This is a genomic window from Actinokineospora sp. NPDC004072 (genome assembly GCF_053604195.1).
In genome coordinates this window covers 182,063-200,357 of record NZ_JBSGHB010000008.1, presented here as the reverse complement: position 1 = coordinate 200,357, position 18,295 = coordinate 182,063, and the positions used below count along the sequence as shown (strand labels likewise).

At 72.6% G+C, this 18,295-nt stretch carries 18 protein-coding genes; 10 read left to right on the top strand and 8 right to left on the bottom strand.

What is annotated here, in order from left to right:
* Nucleotides 1–86: 86 nt before the first annotated feature.
* Nucleotides 87–2,849 (top strand): pyruvate dehydrogenase (acetyl-transferring), homodimeric type, encoded by a 2,763-nt coding sequence (aceE, locus tag ACWEPX_RS14855; RefSeq protein ID WP_451897692.1) that lies wholly within the window; start codon nt 87–89, stop codon nt 2,847–2,849.
* Between the two features lie 23 nt (nt 2,850–2,872).
* Here the strand turns inward: aceE and ACWEPX_RS14850 are convergent, their stop codons facing one another.
* A complete protein-coding gene (locus ACWEPX_RS14850; RefSeq protein ID WP_451897691.1) occupies nt 2,873–3,490 on the bottom strand; it encodes a nicotinamide mononucleotide transporter family protein in 618 nt (205 codons plus the stop codon).
* Between the two features lie 100 nt (nt 3,491–3,590).
* Nucleotides 3,591–4,400 (bottom strand): mechanosensitive ion channel family protein, encoded by an 810-nt coding sequence (locus ACWEPX_RS14845; protein WP_451897690.1) that lies wholly within the window; start codon nt 4,398–4,400, stop codon nt 3,591–3,593.
* 808 nt (nt 4,401–5,208) lie between these two features.
* On the opposite strand from ACWEPX_RS14845, the gene ACWEPX_RS14840 reads away from it, so the two are divergent.
* From ACWEPX_RS14840 to ACWEPX_RS14820, 5 genes are all read left to right on the top strand, one after another.
* Entirely contained in the window at nt 5,209–6,387 is a 1,179-nt protein-coding gene (locus ACWEPX_RS14840; protein ID WP_451897689.1) for a PucR family transcriptional regulator, read from the top strand.
* Nucleotides 6,388–6,535: 148 nt separating this feature from the next.
* Nucleotides 6,536–7,462 carry an ACP S-malonyltransferase gene (locus ACWEPX_RS14835; protein ID WP_451897688.1) on the top strand — a complete coding sequence of 309 codons (927 nt, stop codon included), beginning with the start codon at nt 6,536–6,538 and terminating at the stop codon, nt 7,460–7,462.
* Entirely contained in the window at nt 7,459–8,433 is a 975-nt protein-coding gene (locus tag ACWEPX_RS14830; protein WP_451897687.1) for a beta-ketoacyl-ACP synthase III, read from the top strand. Before ACWEPX_RS14835 ends, ACWEPX_RS14830 begins: the two co-directional genes overlap by 4 nt.
* 59 nt (nt 8,434–8,492) lie before the next feature.
* Nucleotides 8,493–8,744, top strand: a complete 252-nt coding sequence (locus tag ACWEPX_RS14825) for an acyl carrier protein (protein WP_451897686.1) — start codon at nt 8,493–8,495, stop codon at nt 8,742–8,744.
* Nucleotides 8,745–8,793: 49 nt separating this feature from the next.
* Nucleotides 8,794–10,038, top strand: coding sequence for a beta-ketoacyl-[acyl-carrier-protein] synthase family protein (locus ACWEPX_RS14820; RefSeq protein ID WP_451897685.1), 1,245 nt, complete (start codon nt 8,794–8,796; stop codon nt 10,036–10,038).
* Nucleotides 10,039–10,053: 15 nt separating this feature from the next.
* On the opposite strand, the gene ACWEPX_RS14815 is transcribed toward ACWEPX_RS14820, so the two are convergent.
* Nucleotides 10,054–10,638 carry a hypothetical protein gene (locus tag ACWEPX_RS14815; RefSeq protein WP_451897684.1) on the bottom strand — a complete coding sequence of 195 codons (585 nt, stop codon included), beginning with the start codon at nt 10,636–10,638 and terminating at the stop codon, nt 10,054–10,056.
* Between the two features lie 9 nt (nt 10,639–10,647).
* Nucleotides 10,648–11,151, bottom strand: a complete 504-nt coding sequence (locus ACWEPX_RS14810) for a DUF3145 domain-containing protein (RefSeq protein WP_451897683.1) — start codon at nt 11,149–11,151, stop codon at nt 10,648–10,650.
* A gap of 238 nt (nt 11,152–11,389) precedes the next feature.
* Between ACWEPX_RS14810 and ACWEPX_RS14805 the strand changes: the two genes are divergently transcribed.
* Together ACWEPX_RS14805 and ACWEPX_RS14800 are read left to right on the top strand one after the other, a co-directional pair.
* On the top strand, nt 11,390–12,655 hold the full coding sequence (locus tag ACWEPX_RS14805; protein WP_451897682.1) for a hypothetical protein: 1,266 nt from the start codon (nt 11,390–11,392) through the stop codon (nt 12,653–12,655).
* 182 nt (nt 12,656–12,837) lie between these two features.
* Nucleotides 12,838–13,170 carry a histone-like nucleoid-structuring protein Lsr2 gene (locus tag ACWEPX_RS14800; RefSeq protein WP_451897681.1) on the top strand — a complete coding sequence of 111 codons (333 nt, stop codon included), beginning with the start codon at nt 12,838–12,840 and terminating at the stop codon, nt 13,168–13,170.
* Nucleotides 13,171–13,352: 182 nt separating this feature from the next.
* Here the strand turns inward: ACWEPX_RS14800 and ACWEPX_RS14795 are convergent, their stop codons facing one another.
* The 4 genes from ACWEPX_RS14795 to ACWEPX_RS14780 all read right to left on the bottom strand — a co-directional run bounded on the left by ACWEPX_RS14795 (nt 13,353) and on the right by ACWEPX_RS14780 (nt 16,871).
* Nucleotides 13,353–14,732, bottom strand: a complete 1,380-nt coding sequence (locus tag ACWEPX_RS14795; protein WP_451897680.1) for an NAD(P)(+) transhydrogenase (Re/Si-specific) subunit beta — start codon at nt 14,730–14,732, stop codon at nt 13,353–13,355.
* Nucleotides 14,729–15,025, bottom strand: coding sequence for an NAD(P) transhydrogenase subunit alpha (locus ACWEPX_RS14790; protein WP_451897679.1), 297 nt, complete (start codon nt 15,023–15,025; stop codon nt 14,729–14,731). The genes ACWEPX_RS14795 and ACWEPX_RS14790 overlap by 4 nt, the downstream gene beginning before the upstream one ends.
* Nucleotides 15,026–16,114 carry a Re/Si-specific NAD(P)(+) transhydrogenase subunit alpha gene (locus ACWEPX_RS14785; protein WP_451897678.1) on the bottom strand — a complete coding sequence of 363 codons (1,089 nt, stop codon included), beginning with the start codon at nt 16,112–16,114 and terminating at the stop codon, nt 15,026–15,028. It lies immediately after the preceding gene.
* A 127-nt stretch (nt 16,115–16,241) separates the two neighbouring features.
* On the bottom strand, nt 16,242–16,871 hold the full coding sequence (locus tag ACWEPX_RS14780; RefSeq protein WP_451897677.1) for a TetR family transcriptional regulator: 630 nt from the start codon (nt 16,869–16,871) through the stop codon (nt 16,242–16,244).
* A 516-nt stretch (nt 16,872–17,387) separates the two neighbouring features.
* On the opposite strand from ACWEPX_RS14780, the gene ACWEPX_RS14775 reads away from it, so the two are divergent.
* Entirely contained in the window at nt 17,388–17,636 is a 249-nt protein-coding gene (locus tag ACWEPX_RS14775; protein WP_451897676.1) for a hypothetical protein, read from the top strand.
* A gap of 196 nt (nt 17,637–17,832) precedes the next feature.
* The gene (locus tag ACWEPX_RS14770; protein ID WP_451897675.1) at nt 17,833–18,237 is read left to right on the top strand and encodes a hypothetical protein; all 405 of its coding nucleotides are present in this window, start codon (nt 17,833–17,835) and stop codon (nt 18,235–18,237) included.
* Nucleotides 18,238–18,295: the final 58 nt, after the last annotated feature.

Here is an 18,295-nt window from a genome sequence, read left to right as displayed (position 1 = left end):
AGCGGAACATGGCAGAGTGGTCCCCACACACGCGCGCGCACACGCGCGCGCGTTACTCGTCCCAACGACCCAGTCTGGAGTTCCTCTTGGCCTCCCAGAACAGCCCGGGAACCCCCGAGCGCGTGCGCGTGATCCGCGACGGCCTCGCGGCGTACCTCCCCGACATCGACCCGGAGGAGACGTCGGAGTGGCTGGAGTCGTTCGACGCCGCGCTCGCCTCGGGGGGCCAGCAGCGCGCCCGCTACCTGATGCTGCGCCTGCTCGAGCGCGCCCGGGAGAGCCACGTCGGCGTGCCCGCGCTCACCAGCACGGACTACGTCAACACCATCCCGACCGAGAAGGAGCCCTGGTTCCCCGGCGATGAGGAGGTCGAGCGCCGCTACCGGGCGTGGATCCGCTGGAACGCGGCCATGACCGTGCACCGCGCGCAGCGCCCCGGCGTCGGCGTCGGCGGGCACATCTCGACCTACGCCTCCTCGGCCGCGCTCTACGAGGTCGGCTTCAACTGGTTCTTCCGCGGCAAGGACCACCCCGGCGGCGGCGACCAGATCTTCGTGCAGGGCCACGCCTCCCCCGGCATCTACGCCCGGGCCTTCCTGGAGGGCCGCATCTCCGCCGACCAGCTCGACGGGTTCCGCCAGGAGCTCTCGCACGCGGGCCCGGGCGGCGGCCTGCCCTCCTACCCGCACCCGCGGCTGATGCCCGACTTCTGGGAGTTCCCGACCGTCTCCATGGGCCTGGGCCCGATGAACGCGATCTACCAGGCGCGGTTCAACCGCTACCTGCACGCGCGCGGCATCAAGGACACCTCCCAGCAGCACGTGTGGGCCTTCCTCGGCGACGGCGAGATGGACGAGCCGGAGTCGCGCGGGCTGATCCACGTCGCGGCCAACGAGCAGCTCGACAACCTCACCTTCGTGATCAACTGCAACCTGCAGCGCCTGGACGGCCCGGTGCGCGGCAACGGCAAGATCATCCAGGAGCTGGAGTCCTACTTCCGCGGCGCGGGCTGGAACGTCATCAAGGTCATCTGGGGCCGCGAGTGGGACGCGCTGCTGCACGCCGACCGCGACGGCGCGCTGGTCAACCTGATGAACCAGACCCCGGACGGGGACTACCAGACCTACAAGGCCAACGACGGCGCCTTCGTCCGCGAGCACTTCTTCGGCCGCGACCCGCGGACCAAGGCCCTGGTCGAGCCGATGTCGGACCAGGAGATCTGGAACCTCAAGCGCGGCGGCCACGACTACCGCAAGGTCTACGCCGCCTACCAGGCCGCGGTCGACCACGTGGGCCAGCCGACGGTGATCCTGGCCAAGACGATCAAGGGCTACAACCTCGGCCCGCACTTCGAGGCCCGCAACGCCACGCACCAGATGAAGAAGATGGCGCTGAAGGACCTCAAGCTGTTCCGCGACACCCTGCGCATCCCGATCGAGGACGCGGAGCTGGAGCACGACCCGTACCTGCCGCCGTACTACCACCCGGGCAACGACGCGCCGGAGATCCAGTACATGCAGGAGCGCCGCCGCCAGCTCGGCGGGTACCTGCCGGAGCGCCGGGGCAAGGCCAAGGCCCTCGTGCTGCCCGGGGACAAGGTCTACGACGTGGTGCGCCGCGGCTCGGGCAAGCAGGAGGTCGCCACCACGATGGCGTTCGTCCGGCTGGTCCGCGACCTGGCCAAGGACCCGGAGATCGGCCCGCGCCTGGTGCCGATCATCCCGGACGAGGCGCGCACGTTCGGCATGGACTCGATGTTCCCGACGCAGAAGATCTACAACCCGCAGGGCCAGCTCTACACCTCGGTCGACGCCTCGCTCATGCTCAGCTACAAGGAGAGCGAGCAGGGCCAGATCCTGCACGAGGGCATCAACGAGGCGGGCTCGACGGCGTCGTTCACCGCGGCGGGCACCTCGTACGCCACGCACGGCGAGCCGATGATCCCGGTCTACATCTTCTACTCGATGTTCGGCTTCCAGCGCACCGGCGACGGCCTGTGGGCCGCCGCCGACCAGATGGCGCGCGGCTTCGTGCTCGGCGCCACCGCGGGCCGCACGACGCTGACCGGCGAGGGACTGCAGCACAACGACGGGCACTCGCTGCTGCTGGCCGCGACCAACCCGGCCGTGGTGGCCTACGACGCGGCGTGGGGCTACGAGATCGCCCACATCGTCAAGGACGGCCTGCGCCGCATGTACGGCGAGCAGGCCGAGGACATCTACTACTACCTGACGGTCTACAACGACCCGTACGTCCAGCCCGCCGAGCCGGAGGACCTGGACGTGGAGGGCCTGCTGCGCGGTCTGTACCGCTACCGGCAGGCCGAGGGCGACGGGCCGCGCGCGCAGGTGCTGGCCTCCGGCGTCGCGCTGCCGTGGGCGCTCAAGGCCCAGGAGATGCTGGCCGAGGAGTGGGGCGTGCGGGCCGACGTGTGGTCGGCGACGTCGTGGACGGAGCTGCGCCGCGACGGCGTGGACACCGAGCGCCGCAACCTGCTGCACCCGGGCGCCGAGCCGCGCGTGCCCTACGTCACCTCGGCGCTGTCCGGGCAGCCCGGCCCGGTCGTGGCGGTCTCGGACTGGATGAGCGCCGTGCCGGACCTGATCCGGCCGTGGGTGCCCACCGACATGGTCACCCTGGGCACCGACGGGTTCGGCTTCTCCGACACCCGCCCGGCCGCCCGCCGCCACTTCATGGTCGACGCCGAGTCGATCACCGTCGGCGTGCTGACCGCCCTGGCCCGCCGCGGCGACATCGACGCCGCCCAGGCCGAGGAGGCGGCCCGCCGCTACCGCATCGACGACGTCACCGCCGCCGGTCCGCAGACCTCGGACCCGGGCGTGGCCTAGTGCCGTCGGGGCCCGGCTCGCCCTCACCGCAGGGCGAGCTGGGCCCGCGCCGAGCGGAACCAGCTCACCCACCCGTGCACGACCAGCCCGGCGAAGACCAGGTAGACCGCCGCGCTGAACCACAGCCCGGACGCGATCTGCAGCGGCACCCCGACCGCGTCCACCACCAGCCAGACCAGCCAGAACTCCACGACGCCGCGGGCCTGCATGGCGAAGGCGACGACCGTCCCGACGAAGATCGCCGCATCCGGCCACGGCGCCCACGAGGCGTCCAGCGCGGCCAGCACCAGCGCGAACCCGACCGTCCCGGCCGCGTAGCAGGCGCCCACCACGGCCAGCTCCCCCGGCGTCGCCCGCCGCACCGCGACCCCGAACACCGGATCGCGCCGCCGCACCCACGCCCACCAGCCGTAGACCGCGATCAGCCCGACCACCACCTGCCTGATCGCCAGCCCGCCGAGGTGGGCGCTGACGTAGACGGCGAACAGCAGCCCCACCGACACCAGCTGCACCGGCCACGTCCACAGCGTCCGCCGCTCGGCCAGGAACACCACCGCCAGCGCGAACACCTGCCCGATCAGCTCGGCCCAGGTGACCGTCTGGCCGAAGGCGGTGAAGCCGGAATCCACCAGCACGTGCATGCGTCCTCCCCAGGTCGCGGGTGCTGGTGTCGATGTTCCCCCCGAACGCGGCGGAGGGGCGCGGGCCCCCGCCCGACACCCCTCCGCACCCCGCGCGCGCTCAGCGCGGCCGCTGCTCGAACCCCGACGGCGGCGTCGGCGCGTCCGCGGCCGAGGTCCCGCCGGTCGGCGCGGCCCCCTGCCGCACCGCGGTCTGCGCGGTCCCCGCCCCCGGCGCGTGCTCGCTCCTGGGCTGCGGCGCGCCGCCGCCCATCTGCGCCTGCGCCCGCTCCAGCCAGCCGCCCCACCGCTCCTGCATGGGCTTGACCAGCCCGCCGCCGAGCCCGATGGCCGCGATCGCGCCCACGGTCGCCAGCACGGTGATCAGCACCGGCATCGTGACCGTCGTGGCGATGTTGATCTGGTTGAGCGCCGCGATGATGCCCAGCGCCAGGATGAAGACATAGGTCCCGGTGCCGATCGCCCGCGCGTAGGGCCGATTCCCCAACGCGCTGGTCACCAGATCCCGCACGACCCGGCCCACCGCGGCCGCCACGATCACCAGCACGATCGCCACCAGGATGCGCGGCAGGAACGCGATCACCTCGTTCAGCAGCTGGCTCACCGGGTTCGACTGCCCGAACACCCCGAACGCCAACTGCAAGGCGATCAGCAGAATGAAGTAGTAGACGAGCTTGACGATGATGTTGCCGGGATCGATGCCGGAGTTGCGGGTCAGGTTGTGCATCCCCGTCCGCTCCATGAGCCGCCCGAACCCGAGCTTCCCCATCAGCATCGACAACCCCTTGGCCACCGCCTTCGCGATCAGCCACCCGATGAACAGGATGACCAGGAAAGCCAGCAGCTTCGGCACGAACGTGGCCACCATCGACCACGCCGCCCCAAGCCCTTGGCGGAGCTCTTCACCCATCACGACCTCCCAATGGACACAACTGTCCTGTGTGATCCTTTCCCCCCGCCCAACACCCGGCAACCGCAACGAGCCCCACGAATGGGGGAATTCCCTTATCCCACCCTGCAACCCCACCCGCAGCCCTCCATAGTGGAATCACCGGTGGGGACCGGGGAGATGGCCGCCCGGCATCGAGCGCACCGACATGCCGGGCGGCCTCCCAACTAGGCAACTCCTGCTCGCGCTTCGCGCTTCGCCTGGAGTTGGTTCGGAACTACATCTGGGGGCCGAGCCCCCAGACCCCCACGGTGCGGCTGGTTCCGACCCGGCGTGAGGGCCGATTCCGTACAGAGGTCCGCGAACACGGCGAGGCCGGATACCCCATCCCATTCACAACGAACCCCGAAGACTCACCCACAAGGGTTAGAGAAGCCGGGAACCCCCCGAAGCAGGACTTGCCTGCCATCCCGTCGACCTGGCGCAGCCTTACCACACCCAGGGCGGGGGTGCGGCCCTCCACCAAAACCGCAGCTTGCAGGTATGGGTCCGCCAGGACCCATACCGCGAAAACGCACGCTCCGCACCCCCGCCCTGGGTGTGGTAACCCTCCGGGAGGTCGACGGGATGGCAGGCAAGTCCGGCCACCATCCTGGAGACCTGCCCGCCCGGCGAGGGCGCTCTTAATTCGGCGCAACGCCGAAGGCGAGCCGTCCCCCACCACCCCCGCAGCAAGCCACACGCCGGTGTGGTTCCTGTGGGTCGGCTGGTTCGGGGGGCTCGTTGGCGGGTGGCGGGGCACGCCCGAACGTGTGGGACTCTGGACGGCGTGACCCCCAGGCTGTCCGCGGAAACCCTGGCCGCGGTCGAGCGCGCCTCCGGCAAGCTGGCCGCCGCCGCCGTCACCGCGATGGACCGCGAATTCCCCTGGTTCGGCCGCATGCCCGCCGACCAGCGGGCCAGCGTCTCGCTGGTCGCGCAGAGCGGGGTGGCGGGGTTCACCGCGTGGCTGAAGGACCCGCGCGAGGCCCTGCGCCTGACGACCGACACCTTCCGCGGCGCCCCCCGCGAGCTGTCCCGCTGGATCAGCCTCCGCCAGACCGTCGAGCTGGTCCGCGTCTCGCTGCAGGTGTTCGAGGAGATGGTCCCCGACCTGGCGGCCGACGACGACGAGCGGGCGGTCCTGTCCGAGGCCGTGCTCCGCTACGGGCGGGAGGTCGCCTTCGCCTCCGCGATGTCCTACGCCTCGGCCGCGGAGGCGCGCGGCGCGTGGGACGCGCGCCTGGAGGCGCTGGTGGTCGACGGCATCGTCCGCGGGGACGCCGAAGAGTCGCTGCTCTCCCGCGCGGCCGCCCTGGGCTGGGACCCGGCGGCCGAGGCCACCGTGCTGGTCGGCAACCCGCCGTCGGACGACCCGCCGACCGTCGTCTACGAGGTGCGCAGCCGGGCCGCGCGGGCGGGCCGTCCGGCCCTGCTCGGCGTCCAGGGCTCCCGGCTCGTCGTGGTCCTCGCGGGCACCACCGACACCGCCGCGGATCTGGAGGTGCTGCGGCGCATGGCCACCGCGTTCGGCGACGGGCCGGTGGTGGCGGGGCCGACCGTGGCCAGCCTGGCCGAGGCCCACCGCAGCGCCGCCGACGCGCTGTCGGGGCTGCGGGCCGTGGTGGCCTGGCCGGAGGCGCCGCGGCCGGTGCGCTCGGCCGACCTGCTGCCCGAGCGGGCCCTGGCGGGCGACCCGGAGGCCGAGTGGCAGCTCATCGACCGGGTGGCCCGGCCGCTGGAGGAGGCGGGCGGGGCGCTGCTGGAGACCGTCGAGACCTACCTGAGCACCGGCGGGGTGCTGGAGACCTGCGCCCGCCAGCTCTTCGTCCACCCGAACACCGTGCGGTACCGGCTGCGCAAGGCCGCGGAGTTCACCGGGCGCAACGCCGCCGACCCGCGGGACGCGCTGGTGCTGCGGGTCGCGCTGGCCGTGGGCAGGCTCTCCCGCGCGCGGGGCCTGTGGTGATCAGGCTCACCCCACCAGACTGAACAACGCACCGAGGCCCACAGCGTTCATCGACCGGTAACTTTTGGAGGGTTCCTACAATCCAGCCGGGCTGACTTCGTGAGCCACGACATGCGCGCGGAGGCCGCCGACAGTGTTCAGTGGACCCGTGATCGCGCTACTGGCCCCCGGACAGGGCTCGCAGACCCCGGGCATGCTCGCGCCTTGGCTCGACCTCCCCGGCACCGCCGCGCGCCTCGCGGAGTTCTCCGAGGTCAGCGGGCTGGACCTGGCGCGGCTGGGCACCACGGCCGACGCCGAGGAGATCAAGGACACCGCGATCACCCAGCCGCTGATCGTCGCCGCCACCCTGCTGGCCCACGCGGCCCTGCGCGAGCGCGTCGAGCTGCCCGCGGACGTCGTCTACGCGGGCCACTCCATCGGCGAGTTCGCCGCGGCCGCGATGGCGGGCTCGCTGACCGAGCGCGACGCCGTCGCCCTGGCCGCGGTGCGCGGGCGGGCGATGGCCGCGGCCTGCGAGCTGGAGCCGACCGGGATGGCCGCGCTGGTCCGCGGCACCGAGGAGGCCATCCTGGCCCGCCTCGCCGAGCTCGACCTCGTCGCCGCCAACCGCAACGGGGCGGGCCAGATCGTGGCCGCCGGGTCGGCGCAGGCGCTCAAGGAGCTGGCCGCCGAGCCGCCGGAGGGCGCCAAGGCGATCACCCTGAAGGTCGCAGGCGCCTTCCACACCCGCTACATGGCCCCCGCCCAAGAGGCGCTGGCCGCCCACGCCGCGACGCTGGCCACCCCGGCCGACCCGGCTGCCCGGCTGCTGTCCAACCGCGACGGCGGCGTCGTCACCACCGGGGCCGACGTGCTGTCCCGCCTCGTCGAGCAGGTCACCAACCCCGTGCGCTGGGACCTGTGCATGGCGGCGATGCGGGACGCGGGCGTCTCGGCGATCGTCGAGTTCCCGCCAGCGGGAGCGCTCGTCGGCCTGGCCAAGCGCGAGCTGAAGGGCGTCCCCACCGTGGCCCTCAAGACCCCCGCCGACCTCGACACGGTGGCCGAGCTGATCGGGAGCACCACCGCATGACCGCACTGCGCATCACCCAGGGCGCGGCCGCGACCCGCCTGATGGGCGTGGGCAGCCACCAGCCCGAGCGGGTCGTCACCAACGACGACCTCTCGCAGATCATGGACACCACCGACGAGTGGATCCGCGAGCGGGTCGGCATCCGGGAGCGCCGCTTCGCCGCCAAGGACGAGCTGCTGGTCGACATGGCCGTCATCGCCGGGTCCAAGGCCTTGGCCGACGCGGGCTTGGCGCCGTCCGACATGGACACCGTGATCCTGGCCAACTGCACCATGCCCACCCCCATCCCCAACGGCGCGGCCCAGGTCGCCGACCGGATCGGGGTCAAGGCCGCTGGCGCGTTCGACCTCAACGCCGCGTGCGCGGGCTTCTGCTACGCCCTCAACACCGCATCCGACCTCGTCCGCGCGGGCTCGTCGCGGCGGGTGCTGGTGATCGGCGCGGAGAAGCTGACCGACTGGGTGGACCCGGTCGACCGGGCCAACGCGATCATCTTCGCCGACGGCGCTGGCGCCGCGGTGGTCGGCCCGGCCGACACCCCGGGCATCGGCCCGGTGGTCTGGGGCAGCGCGGGCGACCTGGTCGACATGATCTACATGCGGGACAACCGGTGGATCTTCCAGGAGGGCCAGTCGGTCTTCCGGTGGGCCACCACGCAGATCGCGCCGATCGCGCTGCGGGCGCTGGAGGCGGCGGGCCTGGAGCCCGCCGACGTCGACGTGCTCATCCCGCACCAGGCGAACCTGCGCATCGTCGAGGCGATCGCCAAGCGCCTGCGGGCCAAGGGCGCCCGCGAGGACATGGTCGTCGCCGACGACATCGTGTTCTCGGGCAACACCTCATCGGCGTCGATCCCGATGGCGATGGACCACATGCGCGCCGCAGGCCGGGTTAAGCCCGGCGACGTGGCGCTGCTGATCGGCTTCGGCGCGGGCCTGTCCTACGCCGGGCAGGCCGTGATCTGCCCATAGCGAGTATTCCGGGCGGTGCGGTACCGGCCCGGTCGGCACAACAAGGAAGGACGTCAGCAATGGCGGAGAAGCCCAGCGACGAGCAGATCCTCGCCGGCCTCGGGGAGATCGTCGAAGAGGTCGCGGGTGTTTCGCCCGACGACGTGACCGAGGACAAGTCCTTCGTGGACGACCTGGACATCGACTCCCTGTCGATGGTCGAGATCGCGGTCCAGGCCGAGGACAAGTTCGGCGTGAAGATCCCCGACGACGAGCTGGCCAACCTCAAGACGGTCGGCGACGCGGTCAAGTACGTCTCCGCGCACGTCTGATCCACCCCCCAGGCAATCCCGGGCCACTCCCGCTTGCGAAGGAATACCCATGAGCAACGTTGACGTCGTCATCACCGGAATGGGCGCGACCACGCCGCTCGGTGGGACCGTGTCCGCCACTTGGGAAGCACTGCTGGCGGGCGAGAACGGCATCCGCGCCAACGACGCGGAGTGGGTCGAGCGCTTCGACCTGCCCGCGCGGCTGTCGGCGCCGCTGGCGGTCGACCCCGCCGAGGTGCTGCCGCGCGTGCAGGCCCGCAGGCTCGACCGCTGCGAGCAGATCGCGCTGATCGCGGCCCGGGAGGCTTGGGCGGACGCGGGCTTCGAGCTGCCCGACGACGAGCACGAGCCCGTCGACCCCGAGCGGCTCGGGGTCAGCATCGGCACCGGGATCGGCGGCCCGCTGACCCTGCTGAACCAGGACGACATCCTGGAGACGCAGGGGCTGCGCAAGGTCTCGCCGCTGACGGTGCCGATGCTGATGCCCAACGGCCCGGCCGCCCACGTGGGCATCGAGCTGCGCGCCCGCGCTGGCGTGCACTCCCCGGCCTCGGCCTGCGCCTCCGGCGCCGAGGGCCTGGCCAACGCCTACCAGATGATCCAGAACGGCCGCGCCGACGTGGTCGTCGCCGGCGGGGCCGAGGCGTGCATCCACCCGATCACCGTGGCCGGGTTCGCCCAGTCGCGCACGCTCTCGACCCGCAACGACGAGCCGGACCGGGCCTCGCGCCCGTTCGACACCGAGCGCGACGGGTTCGTGCTCGGCGAGGGCGCAGGCGTGCTGGTGCTGGAGCGCGCCGACCACGCCGCCGCGCGCGGCGCCCGGGTGTACGGGCGGCTGGCGGGCTACGGGATGACCTCCGACGCCCACCACATCACCGGCAACCACCCCGAGGGCATCGGCCAGATCCGGGCCATCGAGCACGCGGTGGCGATGGCCGGGCTGACCCCGGCCGACATCGGGCACGTCAACGCGCACGCCACCTCGACGGTGGTCGGCGACGTCGGCGAGGCCGCCGCGATCCGCAAGGCGCTGGGCGAGCACGTGGTGCTGACCGCGCCGAAGTCCGCGCTGGGCCACCTGGTCGGCGGCGCGGGCGCGGTGGAGAGCATCTTCACGATCCTGTCGATCTACTACGGGATCATCCCCGCCACGCGCAACCTGGAGCAGCTCGACCCGCGGATCGCGCTGGACGTCGTGTCGGGCCAGCCGCGCAAGGTGGAGCTGCAGGCGGCGATCAACGACTCCTTCGGCTTCGGCGGGCACAACGTGGCCCTGGCCTTCACCGCATAAGCCGGGTTCCGGCCGTCAGCCCTCAGCGCAGGCTTCGTGCTGGGGGCTGGCGCCGGTCGCGCCCGCGTCGATGCGCCACGCGCCGTTCTCCACGGCCAGGGCGTAGACGACGTGCCACTGGATGCACTCCTCCGGCAGCTCCGGGGGCGCGTCGGCGATGTCCTGGGTGCTGACGAAGCCCAGCAGGACCCGGGCCTGGTCGGGCGGGCCGCTCTCGATCCGGTACACCACCACGCCGCCGTCCTGCGTCGAGCGGTAGGCCGCGCGCCAGTCCTCCTCCGGCCGGTTCTTGATGTGCGCGGAGGTGACCGTGGTCATCCAGCGCTCGTAGTTGCGGCCGTTGATCGCGTCGAAGTGCGTCTGCAGGAGCTGGCGGACCGTCTCGTACATCGGGTGGCGCACGGCGTCCTCGGTGCCCTCCACCGCGCGCGAGCCGGGCTGCTCCGACCGCGGCAGCGGGGTCTCGCTGGGCAGCACCGGCTGCTGGGTGGGCGGGGCCGACTCGGCGTAGAGGTCACGGGCGAGCAGGCCGCCCGCCGCGGTGACCATCACCGCGAGCAGGACCGCGGGGAGCAGCCAGGTCTGCCGTTCGGAGCGCACCGGCCAACGCTAGCCCACCTGGTGCAACCAGGTGATGGGCGCGCCGTCACCCGCCCTGCGGTAGGGCTCCAGCGCCTCGTCCCAGGACGCGCCGAGCAGCTCGTCCACGCCGAAGGCGAAGGACTCCCCCGCGCGGGCGCCCGCGGCCAGCGCGCGCAGCTGGTCCTCGCCGACGACGATGTCGCCGTTGGCGCTGGTGCGGGCGTGCCAGATGCCGAGCGCGGGCGCGTAGCACCAGCGCTCGCCGTCGACCCCGGGGCTCGGGTCCTCGGTGACCTCGAAGCGGATCATCGGCCAGGCGCGCAGCGCCGCGGCCAGCTTGCCGCCGCTGCCGGGCGCGCCGGTCCAGGCGTACTCGGCGCGCAGCTGGCCGGGTGCGGCGGGCTGCGGTGTCCAGCGCAGCTCTGCGCGGACCTCCAGCGTGCCGGAGATCGCCCACTCGACGTGCGGGCATACCGCAGTCGGCGACGAGTGGACGTACACCACGCCACGGGTGTTGCCACGGGTGCTCACTGCTGACCTCCGGTGCTCGACGAGGATCGTCTTCCCCTACGTCCCCGACGCCCCGACTGCCCGCTCTCGGCACGTGCGCGGTGTTACCCGGCTGCCATTGTGCCCGCAACCGAACACTTTGGCCACACGAACCACGAAGACCACGCGCGCCCCACGCCCACCCGTTCCGGTGAACACCGCGCCCGCTAGCGTGGTGATCCGGATACTGACGGGAATCCTGCCGATCGGGAGGTGTGCCGTGCGGCTGGTGCGAATCGGGGAACCCGGCACCGCGGTCGGCGCCGACGTCCGCGCCGCGCTCGCCGCCTGGGGCCAGGGCGGGGCCGTGCTCGGCGGGGTCGCGCTGATCGGGGTGCGCCCCCCGGGCTGCCCCCGGCCCATCGACGCGGTGGTGGTGCTGCCGCGCGGGGTGGTCGTGGTCTCCGGGGTCGACCTGCCGGACCCGGCGGTGCGGCTGGAGGCCCCGCTGGGCGGGGGCTGGAAGACCGACGGGTGGCCGCTGGTGCGCCCGGACGCGGGCGGGTCGGCGAACCCGGGCGCTGAGGCGCTGGCCGCGGGCGCCGCGGTCACCGAGCGGCTCCAGGCCGCGCGGGTCGAGCCGCTGCCGGTGGGCGTGGTGATCGCCGTCGGGCCCTACGTCAAGCAGGTCGTGCAGCCCACGGCCGATCTCGTGCGCGGGGTGCGCATCCTGCACCCGGAACCCCTGACGCTGCTGACCGCGGCGCGCGAGCTGGCGGGCTACGACCACCCGTGCGCGGCCCCGCAGGCCATGAAGATCCTGGAGGCGCTGCACCCGCAGGCGCGGCTGGGCGTGGCGGAGCTGGTCGCCGAGGGGTTCCCGGAGACCGCGCCCGCCGCGGCGACCACGTTCATCCCCAAGTCCGCCGTCCGCGCGCCCACGCCAGCGCCGCGCGGGCAGGTGGCGCGGCGCGGGCCGCGCTGGCTGCCGGTCGCCGCCGCTGCGCTGGTCGTGCTGCTGCTGGTCGTCGGGGTGGTGCTGGCCATCGGCTCGGGCGACTCCGCGTCGCAGGCGCCGCCGCAGCAGCAGCCGCGCCCGGCCGCGCCCGTCGGCGTGGACGGCGTGGCGTTCACCGAGCACGGCACGACCGCCGGGCCGGACTGCGCGGCGGCGGCGTACGGGGACGTGCGGGCCTGGCTGGAGCGCAACCGCTGCGACGAGGTCGTCCGGGTCCGCTACGCGGCCACCGCGGGCGGCGACCGGGCCGCGGTGCTGGTGGCGGTGCTGCGCTTCGCCGCGAGCGCCACGGCCGCGGAGCTGCGGGCGGTGGCCGAGCAGCCGGGCACCGGCGGCGTCCGCGACGTCAACGGCGCGTGGCCCGACGGGCTCGCCCCGGCCTTCGACTCCGCGGTCTTCGTCACCGGCCGCGAGGGCAACAGCGTGAAAGTCGTGCAGGCCGTCTGGCTGGACAAACCGTCCGACCCCGCCGACCCGGACCTGCGCGGGATCGCCGACCGGGCGCTGCGGCTGGCGGTCACCGGCTAGCGAAATGCCTTGTTCGAAGGCAACGGCACAATTGCGCCCGGAGATTGTTCCGGCAGCCGTTTCGGGCATCTCGGCGCGGCCCGATGTCGGCGGGCGGGTGGTGCCGATAAGCTCATGAGCATCGGCGGGGGGATATTCCGACAAGCCGATTCCCAGACTGGCACACACACGCGGAGGAAACCGTGGCACAGAAGACCGTTGTCGAGTTGGTGGATGATCTCGACGGTGGCAAGGCCGACGAGACCGTCGCCTTCGCCCTCGACGGCACGGACTTCCTGATCGATCTGTCCGCGGAGAACGCCGCCCGCCTGCGCGAGTCGCTGGCGGAGTTCGTCGGCCACGCCCGCAAGACCGGGGGCAAGCGCGGCAAGGGCGCGGCGCGCAAGGCCCAGGCCGCCGACAAGCCGGACAACCAGGCCATCCGGGAATGGGCCCGCAGCCAGGGCGAGGCCATCGCCGAGCGCGGCCGCATCCCGCAGGCGCTGGTGATGCGATTCCAGGAAGCGCACAGCTAGTCCGCGGGGTTGGCAGGCACCCGGGTGACGGGTGTCTGTCAATTCGGTCGAGGGCGGGCGGTGGCGGGTCGACCCCGCGCCCTGGCGCCCAGGATGTGGAATCCGGTGGGCGGCCGCCAGCGCCGACGCCTTTCGCCGATACCCGCGCGACCAGCGAATAAGCTGGTCTTTCGCGGTCGCGGCTACAGGTTCTTCAGCTCCTCGGTCACCTCGGACACCGATGCCTTCGCGTCGCCGAAGAGCATCGCCGTCTTGGGGTCGAAGTACAGGGTGTTGTCCACGCCCGCGAAGCCGGTGGCCATGCCCCGCTTGAGGACGATCACCGACCGGCTCTCGTCGACGTTGAGGATCGGCATGCCGTAGATCGGCGACGAGGGGTCGGTGCGCGCGGCGGGGTTGGTGACGTCGTTGGCGCCGATCACCAGGGCGACGTCGGTGCGGGCGAACTCGCCGTTGATCTCGTCCATCTCCTTGAGCCGCTCGTAGGGCACGTCGGCCTCGGCGAGCAGGACGTTCATGTGGCCGGGCATGCGGCCCGCCACCGGGTGGATGGCGTAGTAGACCGCGACGCCGCGGGCCTCCAGCAGGTCGGCCATCTCGCGCACGGCGTGCTGGGCCTGCGCGACGGCCATGCCGTAGCCGGGCACCACGACGACCTGGTTGGCGTAGGCGAGCTGGATCGCGGCGTCGGCGGCGCTGGTGCGCCGGACGGTGCGGTCGCCGTCGACCTCGGCGGCCGGGCCGCCGCCCCCGCCGAAGCCGCCCGCCACGATGGCCGGGATGGAGCGGTTCATCGCCTTGGCCATCAGGTTGGTCAGGATCGTGCCGGACGCGCCGACGATCATGCCCGCGACGATCAGCGCGGTGTTGTCCAGCGCCAGGCCCATCGCCGCGGCGCTCAGCCCGGTGAGCGCGTTGAGCAGGGAGATGACCACCGGCATGTCCGCCCCGCCGATGGGCAGCACCACCAGCACGCCCAGCGCGGCCGCCAGCACCAGCAGCCCGATGACCAGCAGCTCGGCCGACGCCCCGGCGACGATGGCGACCCCGCAGGCGAGCGCGCCCGCGAACAGCAGCAGGTTGATCGGCTGCTGGAGCTTGCCCGCGCCGATCGGCCGCCCGGGCAGGACCTCCTGCAGCTTGCCGAAGGCGATCAGCGAGCCCCAGAAGGAGATCGAGCCGACCAGCGCGGCGAACAGGCTGGCGACTGCGACGTAGGCCGCCTCGTGGGCGTAGCCCTCGGTCTGGCGGAACTCCACCCAGGCGATCAGCGCGACCGCGCCGCCGCCGACGCCGTTGAACAGCGCGACCATCTGCGGCATCGCGGTCATCTTCACCTGCCGCGCCGACGGCACGCCGACCGCGGTGCCGATGGCCAGGCCGAGCAGGATCAGCCACCAGTTGCCCATGCCGGGGATCATCAGCGTGGCGACCACGGCCACGCCCATGCCCGCCGCGGCGATCCAGTTGCCGCGCACGGCCGTGCGGGGGCCGGTCAGCCCCATGAGCCCGTAGACGAAGAGGGCGAAGGCGACGATGTAGAGGATCTGGACCGCCGTCATCGCTTGCCGTCCTTGTCCGAGCGGCCCTTGAACATGCCGAGCATGCGGTCGGTGACGAGGAAGCCGCCGACGACGTTGATGGTGCCGAAGGCGATGGCGATGACCAGCAGGATCTTGTCCAGCGTGCCCTCGGCGCCCAGGCCGAGCACGATCAGGCCGCCGAGGAGCACGATGCCGTGGATGGCGTTGGTGCCCGACATCAGCGGGGTGTGCAGGGTGTTGGGCACCTTGGAGATCACCAGGAAGCCGACGAAGCCCGCGAGCACGAGCACCGCCAGGTTCTGCAGCAGCATCTACTCCCCCTCCCGCGTCACGCACGCCCCGCGCACGATCTCGTCGGCGAAGTCGGGCGCGAGCGCGCCGTCGTCGGTGATGAGCAGTTCGATCAGGGCGAGCACGTTGCGCGCGTACAGCTCGCTGGCGTGCTCGGGCATGGTGGCGGGCAGGTTCAGCGGGGCGGTGACGGTGACGTCGTAGGCCACGACGGTGCCGCCGGGCTCGCTCAGCTCGCAGTTGCCGCCGGACTCCCCGGCGAGGTCGACGACCACCGCGCCCGGCCGCATCCCGCGCACGGCCTCGGCGGTGACCAGCCGCGGTGCCGGCTTGCCGGGGACCTGGGCGGTGGTGATCACCGCGTCGAAGCCGCCGATGGCCTTGCCGAGCTGGCGCTGCTGCTCGGCGCGCTCGGCGTCGGTGAGGGCGCGGGCGTAGCCGCCGCTGCCGGTGGCCTCGATGCCCAGGTCCAGCCACTGCGCGCCGACCGAGCGGACCTGCTCGGCGACCTCGGGGCGCACGTCGTAGCCGGTGGTGTGGGCGCCGAGCCTGCGGGCGGTGGCCAGGGCTTGCAGGCCGGCGACGCCCGCGCCGAGGACGAGCACCTTGGCAGGCGGGACGGTGCCCGCCGCGGTGGTGAGCATCGGGAAGAACCGGGTCAGCCGCTCGGCGGCCAGCAGCGCGGCGCGGTACCCGGCGACGTTGGCCTGCGAGGACAGCGCGTCCATCGACTGGGCGCGGGAGATGCGCGGGATGGACTCCATCGCGAACCCGGTGACCCCGGCGGCCTTGAGCGCCGCGACGCCCGCCGGGTCGGTGAGCGGGGCCAGGAAGCCGATCACCGCCGCCCCGGGTTTGAGCCGGGCCACCTCGTCGGCGGTGGGGGCGGCGACCTTGACCACCAGGTCGGCCTGCCACGGGTCGCCGAGCACGGCGCCCGCGGCGGTGTAGGCCGCGTCGGGGATCAGGGCCGCGGTGGCCGCGCCCGGCTCGATGACGACGTCGACGCCGCGGGCGCGCAGCCGTTCGACGACTTTGGGCACCAGCGCCACCCGCCGCTCACCCGGAGCGGACTCCTTCGGGACGCCTACGCGAGTGTTGGCCGTCACAGGCGATGGTTTACCACCTCCGGGGTGGCCCGCGGCAGGGCATGCCAGTTGCCGTTACCCGGCAACCAGGTTCTGACCTGCGCGGATGCCTGCGAAATTCGCAGTCCGTACGTCCGGCTTGCCGCCGCTACGCGCCCCGGCCGCGCCACTGCGCCATGCCCAGGGCGATGATCCGCAGCTGCCGCTCCCCCACCCGCATCGCCTCGGCGACGTGCTCGGGGTCGCGCGGGCAGTCCAGCAGGGCGGTGACGATGCCGAGCATGCCCGAGACCATCAGGTCGGCGGCCATCCGCAGGTCCTCGGTGCCCCACGCGGACAGCCCCGGGAAGCGGGCCAGGTCGGTGGCCAGCTCGCTGCCGACGAAGCGCAGCTCGGTGGCGATGGCCCGGCGCACCTCGGGGACGCCGCCGTGGCGCTCGCGGACCAGGAAGCGGAAGTGGTTCTCGTGGGCGAGCACCTCGTCGGCGATGATCCGCACCGAGCCGCGGATGGCATCGTCCACTTTGGCGCGGCGGGCGTCGCGAAGCATGCCGCGCAGCGTGCGCATGCTCTCCTCGACCAGGGCGACGCCGAGCTCGTCCATCGAGGCGAAGTGCCGGTAGAAGGCGGTGGGGACGATCCCGACCTCGCGGGTGACCTCGCGCAGGCTCAGCCCGGCCAGGCTGCTGCGCTCCAGCAGGCGCAAGGCGGCGTCCAGCAGCGCCTGCCGGGTGCGTCGTTTGCGTTCCTGCCGGATCCCGAGGGCCACTTCGCTCACCCCGGTGAGCGTACGCGCGTGTTCCACCTGGTATCCGACCACCTTGTTGCGGTTTTAACAGCTTTCCACGTTGACAACCAGCCTCGACCGGCGCTCCATTTCTGGTGCACAAGGCTTCACCGAAGTAGAGACTCGACGGTGGCGCTACAGCTACCTGACACCACCGTTACCTTGACAGCCTCGGTGAATATGCCGAACCGGCTCACCTCCGCTAGCCACCCGGAAGCTCCTCGTTCAGGTGACAACCGTGCACCAAACCACTTCGGACACGATCACCGCCACCGCCGCCGCCACGGGTGGGTGACGCGGTTCCGATCTGGGTAATTCGTCCGGTTGTCGGTGGCCATCGACGGCATTCGGCGGACCCCCGGCTACGCCGACCGCCGAGGGGGCCGGCCGGGGCGGCGGCGTCCGCGTCTGCTGTGGACACTGCCGCCGGACCGGCTGCGGGGGCGCGGGAGCGGTACCGTCGAGTGCGACCGCGCACGGCGCGCGGCGCGAGTTGGGGAGCAGCCGATGGTCAGCGAGTTCGACACGCGCAGGGACACCATCCAGGAGATGGCGGATTCCGCGGCCGACCACGTAGGCCGGATCGCGCAGATCATCACGACCGCCGTCCGCGACGTGGCCAGGGAGATCGGCGACTGGGCTGCCGACATGATCGAGGTGAACGAGGCCGCCCGCCGCAACCGGGTCGACGAGCGGCGCGCCCCGGCCGCCGACCGCGAGGCGCCGGGCCCGGTGGTGGTTGACGAGTCACCCTGACGGCCCGATCGGGTCCACCCGGTCGTTGGGTTTGGCCTGCCGCGCTGCGCGGGGGCCGTCGCGGTGGGTGCGGACGCCGACCGGATCGCGCGAGTCGGGGACGGCCAGGTCCACTCGAACCGCTGACTGTCCAGTGTGGCCTGGAGCGTGCCAGAGTCGAGGTGACCGTATCGTCCGTCCAGCTAGGAGTGACTTGATGCGCACCACGGCAAGGCGACTCGGCACCATCATCGGCGCGGCGCTGTTCGCCTGCGGCCTGGCCGCCAGCTCGGCGACCGCCACCAACGGCCACCCGGTCGAACCCGACGGCCACGTCCTCATCGACCCCGGCGCAGGCGGCAGCCAGGGCGACCCGCACACCCTCTGGTACGGCGACTGGCAGTCCTACGGCTCCTGGCTCATCCACGCCCAGGCCGACGGCGTGTCCTGGACCCAGCTGGAGGAGTGGGTGGTCTGGGACGACGATGACGAAGAGGACTACGCAGGTCACGAGGCCAACGCAGACCACGAGGACTACGCAGACCACGAGAGCGACGACCAGGGCGACGAGCACGAGCACGACGAGGACGCCGTCGACATCGAGGAGGGCGCGGGCGGCTGAACCCGCGGCAGGCTTAACGGCGGCGTGGCGCCCCCAGTCCCGACCGGGCGGGACGGGG